Consider the following 6,249-nt stretch of genomic DNA (forward strand, 5'->3'; position numbering starts at 1 on the left):
CGTTATGCGCCTGAATGGTGAAAATACAGATAAATTGCCTGTGATCAGTCTGACCCCTTTGATTGATGTCGTCTTTATCCTGCTGATCTTTTTTATGCTCGCGTCCAGTTTTCTGGATTGGCGAGAACTTAGTGTTCAAGGCCAGGAAGACAAAACAAGTACATCACCACCTTCGTCTCCACCTAAAGAAACAATCCGACTATCTCTTTTTCATAATGGTTTGATCAAACATGGCGCGAAAACAATCAGCCAAAGTGATTTGGATCAGTTAGTCACAACACAAACCTCTCCCCTAGATACAATCAAAGTATTTATCTCTGTCGACGATGGCGTAGAAATGCAAAACACCCTTGACCTCCTTCAGGATCTCAAGGCATTGGGGCTGCTTGATTTAACCTTGATTGAGCATGCAAAACCATGAAAATAAGGCAAAACGAAAATACATCTGAATTAACGGAAAGCACATTGCCAATGATCAATGTTGTCTTTCTGTTGCTAATATTTTTCATGATCGCAGGTTCACTTCAAAAAACACTGCCTTTTAACATAACACCGTTAAAGGCACAGGCCGATATCCCTAAACAGGAAACACCATTAATTATCCACATATCAGCACTAGGCCAAATTATGGTTGAAGATCAAGAAGTTAAATTCGAGAAACTGAAAACCGTTATTCAAAAAAAACACAATAGCAACGATGACCAGATCACAACGCCGCAGCCCCCTAGCATACGTCCGATAACCATTCGTTCAGATCAATCAACAAACACAACGGACGTCATTAAAATACTTTCCCTGTTAAAAGAAATGAAAATCGAACAGGTTGCACTGGCAACCGTACGTTAAGAAGGTACGATCGTGGAGCTAACCATACGCAATGGCTTGTTTGAAAAGCTTCTTACCATCTTTGGCCTATTTCTTCTATGCGGGCTAACCATTACGGGTTTGATAGTTAACCATACACAACACGCAGGTTTCGAAGATGGTAACGACGGGGGAAGTATCGTTGTCTCCCTATCTTCAGCACCGGGTGCAGAAGCCGCCGCTTTCGGAGAAACTATCTCGAAAGATAATCCAGAAGCGACCGACCAGAAAGAATCTCAAACAACACCAGAGATAACGCAACCAGTCGAAAAGGTTGAACGTAATGACCTTATCCGGGATATTCCCAAAGAAACAGAGGTTGTTGAAGAAGATTACATTTCCGAACCACAAACAGAAACCATCGTTCCTGCGCCCAAAGAAGCACCAGAGATATCACAAGACACGATAAAAAATACGATACCGAAATCAAAAACACCACCAGAACCAGCACCTACACAAACTGAACCCGCCGAGACCGTTATTGATCAGGAACCTAAAGCAGCCCCCCCCCCCATTACTGCAAAGGTCCAAAAGCCCAAGCCTAAACCAAAGCCTCCTGTCTATAATCAACCAGAACAGACGCAACAAAAGCAGAAGGTAAAGGAAAAGCCCGCCCCCCAAAAGACATCGACACCACAGCCGACAGAACAGGCGGACACAGGAAGCCATAAAGAAGCTGTCGAGGCTACGAATAGCGGCCTCACGAGTGATAATCAACGATCATCCGGGCAAAAAGGCGTTACTTCGACAAAAAGTGCAAATACAGGTAGCAGCAGCCAACAAAATCGTAATAGTGGTGCAGGACAAAAAGCCACGGGTGATTATTGGAAAGCTGTACAAATACGACTGGCACGGAACAAACGTTACCCACGGAAAGCAAAACGTCGGCAAATGCAGGGCGTAACTCTCGTAGAAATTACGTTGTTAGCATCAGGAAAACTTAAAAGCTACCAGATACTTGAAAGTTCAGGATTCCCTCTGTTAGATCAAGCAGCAACCAAGATGGTCGAAAAGTCAGCTCCCTTTCCGCAATTTCCTGCGAGTATTACAGAGCCACAAATGACCCGTCAAATCCCCGTTCATTTTAACTTAAAAAATTAAGATTAAACGGGCTAAAGTATCTTAATTCAATACAAAAGAAATTTTATTTATGTAGTTATAAAACAACAGTTTTTGACTTTATTGCTTCTGAGAATTTAGTTCTTAAACAGATTAAGTTTGATTGATAAAAGCTTTCTCCCAACCAGGCAGCAAACTGACGCCCAGTCTCATAAGCCTGTTCAGAACTTTTTTGTCCGGCGTTGGGCCCTTTTCCCTTCTTTGGATAAAGAAAGGGAAGACCGCGTCGATAATCATCGTAGCCCTGTCGAAAGCTCTCAGAACGATAAAGCTTATCAACGGAAGTAACAATAAAAGCTTTCGAATTACCTGATGTTATTGATGAATGAGCCATAGCCAAAACCAACCACAAAAAACACATAAAAGTAATATAGGTAAAATTATTTAAAACAAAAGAAGATTGTGTCTCCCCCATTCCTCAAGAACCCTTTTATAAATCCCCTGTTATCTGGCCTTCCTAACGTCAACAAATCATAATACGAAGCTCTCATAGAACAAAACATTTCAATAGGTCGCAGATTGATCTGAAAAGCTGCTCTTTCAGTAAAATCAAAAGTCGCTCATTCGATACAATAAGATTTGACTCTGAGTGAAAAAATTTAGGTAAATCCTTAAATCCGGACGTTTTCAGTAACCAAGGAGAACAAATCATGACGAATGACTGGAAAACAGTTCAAAACTGGCGAAAAACCAAGCGATTAGAGTTACGATCGCTACGCAAAGAGCTCTCGGTTTCCCAAAGAACAAACATAAGAAAAATAGTTAGTGATCACCTTCGTCATAATTTCCCTGAATTACAAAAACCAGAACTATTAAAAAAAGCCTGTATTTGTTTCTGCTGGCCCTTTGAAGGCGAAATCAACTTTCTGGATTTGGTTAGGGATTCTCTCGAAAACGGCGCTACAGCGGCCCTACCCGTAGTTGTAGAGAAAAACCAGCCATTAGAATTTTGGGCGTGGCACCCTGGAATGAAAATGGTACGGGGTATTTGGGATATTCCGATGCCCGAAGAACGTATTCTTGTCACCCCAACAATTGCACTTGTACCATTGGTAGGGTTCGATAACGAAGGCTATCGCCTAGGCTATGGAGGTGGTTACTTTGACCGTACATTAGCATCCCTTAGCACACGCCCCTTGTCCATCGGCGTAGGCTATTCTTCTGGGCATCTAGAGACGATTTATCCCCAACCACATGATATTCCCATGGACGCTATCGTGACAGAGAAAGGCTGTTCAATATTCAAAAAACCAAATCAACGAATACCAACTGACACAGCCAACCTTGATAACTATTCATCCCCCCCCTGCTTTATGCACAAAGTTGATCCTGTATATCTAGGGTATAAAAGCCAATCTGAATTAATCGCACTATTAAATGATTTTCGAGAAAACGAACTGGAAGGATTAAAAATCATTACCTATCTTTCCAAGCAACCTGACGGCCAATTGTCCAATCACGCCCTGACACAGATTTCTGATGCTAAAAACAAGATTAGCCAGATGCTCTCACAGCATATAAGCAGGTTAGGACAGGATCAAAACTCGGACAAACCTATGACCAAGGCAAAGGTTTCCCCCCTCCCTGCCAGCCCAGATCAAGCCCTCGTTCACCTTAAAAGCATTCATCATCAAAGCGTACAAATAATTCAAGACACTCTACCTAGGGTTGAGAACAATGATGTAGCGCTGGATTTACAGAATATGCTGGATACTTACGAAGAGATCATAAAGCAACTCACAAGCTCTTAGATGATCTGTAAAACGTATAAGATTATTTGATGCCTCTGGTGATAAGGATATCTCCCCATCACCAGGGAAAAATATTGTTGATTTGAGAATAAAAGGGGCAAACTTTCTAAATATGTTATACCTTTTCTCTATAAGGTCTTAGATTAATTGAGTTCACCCCCTAGTCTAGTTATCTGAAATTTATCATCGTCCGTTAATTTACCTTACCTTGTCGTGCTTTATGCAGTTTTTTGTAACTTTCAATCAACCTAAGGTGCTTGTCCAAACCTTCAAGTTTCATACTTGTCTTTGTTAACCCATAGAATTTAACATCCCCGGTTACAGAGCCCACAGCATTATCCATGACCTCAGAGCCATACATTCTTGTAAGGTTGGGAAGAAAGTCATCAATACTTAAGTCGTCATCAAGCGTAATATCAAGAACGGCGTCCATTGCCCGGTAAAACAAAACCCGCTCCACGGTGTTTTCATTAAAATTCAAGAAGTCACCAATACCATCTTTTGCTTCTTCATATTCTTCCAAAGCAAGATATATCAATATCTTCAGTTCACGTATATCCAGCTTGCCCCAAACGGTATTTTCATCAAATTCAATGCCGATCATGCTGGATATTATCGTATAGGGGTCCAGCTCAGAATCATCTAATCGCTCGAGCAAACTTTCTAGTTCCGAATGAGTTAAGGAATGAATATTTAAAATATCTTCCCGGAATATCAGGGCTTTATTTGTATTGTCCCAGATCAAGTCTTCTGCTGGATATACTTCAGAGTAATCTGGCACCAAAATCCTGCATGCCGTTGCGCCAAAGTCATTGTATGTCGCAATATAAACTTCTTTCCCCAGATCTTTGAGGATGTTCATCAGGCACTCATTTTCTTGCTCTGTCGTGCCACTAAAGTCCCATTCACAGAAATCATAGTCTTGTTTTTTACTGAAGAATTTCCATGATATAACACCAGTCGAATCAATAAAATGTTCGACAAAGTTCCCAGGTTCTTTCACCGCATGACTGCTAAATGTCGGAAGTGGCACGTCATTCAAGCCTTCAAAACTGCGACCTTGTAATAATTCAGTGAGAGAACGTTCCAAAGCCACTTCAAAACTGGGATGCGCCCCAAAGGATGCAAAAACGCCCCCTGTTTTCGGGTTCATCAACGTGACATTCATAACGGGGAACCGCCCCCCCAAGGATGCATCTTTGACCAGAATAGGAAAGCCTTTATCTTCTAGCTCTTCAATGCCGGCCAGAATATGCGGGTACTTTGCCAGAACTTCCTTTGGTACATCCGGAAGAACAATCTCTTCCTCAATGATTTCTCGTTTAACCGCGCGTTCGAATATTTCAGATAGGCATTGAACTTGCGCTTCATACAACGTATTGCCGGCGCTCATACCATTACTAACAAATAGATTTTCAATCAGATTTGATGGAAAATAGACAGTTTTTTGGTCAGAACTGCGTATAAAGGGCAAAGCACAAATACCGCGATCAACAAGCCCAGAGTTTGTATCAATTAAATGCGACGCTCTTAATTCACCATCAGGGTTATAAAGCTGCAGACATACTTCATCCATCAAACCTTTCGGCAAAGCATCATCAGGTCCGGCTTTAAACCATTTTTCATTGGGATAATGGACAAATTCGCTATGCGCGATTTCTTCTCCAAAGTAATAGTCATTATAAAAGAAATTACAGCTAATCCGTTCAATATATTCACCCAATGCGGAACAGAGAGCACTTTCTTTAGTTGCCCCTTTCCCATTGGTATAACACATCGGCGACGCAGCTTCGCGGATATGAAGGGACCAGACATTCGGAACAATATTTCGCCAGGATGCAGCTTCAATTTTAATACCAATATCGGACAAAATCGCCGTCATATTGGCAATGGTCTTTTCCAAGGGTAGGTCTTTTCCCAAAATAACCGTGTTACCATCGCTCTCATAACTTTGTAACAGCGATGCATCATCCAGATTTTCCACGGGGTCAATTTTAAAGTCCGGACCTTCCTGGATAACTTTTTTGACTGTGCAACGATCAGCGGACCTTAAGATTCCTGCCCGATCTCGTTCCGAAATGCCATCAGGCAATTCAATTTGAATTTGAAAGGTTTGATTATATCTGTTTTCCGGATCGATAATATTATTTTGCGAAACCCTAATATCATCAGTGGGGATATCACGTGACAGGCAATAAACCTTTACAAAATAAGCGGCACAGAGTGCAGAAGATGCTAGAAAATAATCAAATGGACTTGGTGCCGTTCCATCCCCTTTATAACGAATAGGCTGGTCGGTTATTACGGTAAAGTCATCAAACTTAGCCTCAAGACGAAGGTTATCCAAAAAATTTACAGTGATTTCCATGAGCCTATATCTTTCCAGAAAGCATGATGAATTAGACTATTATTTACTTTATCTCCGTTTTTCTCTTTCACGGAGACAAAAAAACCCCCGCAGCTTTCGCTACGGGGTTTTAATTGGTTGCGGGGGTAGGATTTGAACCTACGACCT

General features: G+C 41.5%; 6 protein-coding genes. 4 read left to right on the top strand and 2 right to left on the bottom strand.

The features are described from left to right. Window positions 1–4 precede the first annotated feature (4 nt). Genes ACN0W5_RS16715 through ACN0W5_RS16725 form a run of 3 tightly spaced genes read left to right on the top strand, consistent with a single transcriptional unit; the run spans window position 5 to window position 1,965 of the window. Entirely contained in the window at window positions 5–421 is a 417-nt protein-coding gene (locus ACN0W5_RS16715; RefSeq protein WP_417455223.1) for an ExbD/TolR family protein, read from the top strand. Then, window positions 418–846 (top strand): ExbD/TolR family protein, encoded by a 429-nt coding sequence (locus tag ACN0W5_RS16720; protein ID WP_417455224.1) that lies wholly within the window; start codon window positions 418–420, stop codon window positions 844–846. Before ACN0W5_RS16715 ends, ACN0W5_RS16720 begins: the two co-directional genes overlap by 4 nt. A gap of 12 nt (window positions 847–858) precedes the next feature. After that, the gene (locus ACN0W5_RS16725) at window positions 859–1,965 is read left to right on the top strand and encodes a TonB family protein (protein ID WP_417455225.1); all 1,107 of its coding nucleotides are present in this window, start codon (window positions 859–861) and stop codon (window positions 1,963–1,965) included. A gap of 55 nt (window positions 1,966–2,020) precedes the next feature. On the opposite strand, the gene ACN0W5_RS16730 is transcribed toward ACN0W5_RS16725, so the two are convergent. Next, on the bottom strand, window positions 2,021–2,317 hold the full coding sequence (locus ACN0W5_RS16730; RefSeq protein ID WP_417433195.1) for a hypothetical protein: 297 nt from the start codon (window positions 2,315–2,317) through the stop codon (window positions 2,021–2,023). Between the two features lie 316 nt (window positions 2,318–2,633). Here ACN0W5_RS16730 and ACN0W5_RS16735 point away from each other — a divergent pair, with 316 nt between their 5' ends. Then, window positions 2,634–3,734, top strand: coding sequence for a 5-formyltetrahydrofolate cyclo-ligase (locus ACN0W5_RS16735; RefSeq protein WP_417455226.1), 1,101 nt, complete (start codon window positions 2,634–2,636; stop codon window positions 3,732–3,734). A 193-nt stretch (window positions 3,735–3,927) separates the two neighbouring features. On the opposite strand, the gene ACN0W5_RS16740 is transcribed toward ACN0W5_RS16735, so the two are convergent. Then, complete coding sequence (locus ACN0W5_RS16740) at window positions 3,928–6,102, bottom strand: OsmC domain/YcaO domain-containing protein (RefSeq protein WP_417455227.1); 2,175 nt, start codon at window positions 6,100–6,102, stop codon at window positions 3,928–3,930. Between the last annotated feature and the right edge of the window lie 147 nt (window positions 6,103–6,249).

It is taken from the genome of Kiloniella sp. (genome assembly GCF_048270245.1).
Lineage (GTDB): Bacteria > Pseudomonadota > Alphaproteobacteria > Kiloniellales > Kiloniellaceae > Kiloniella.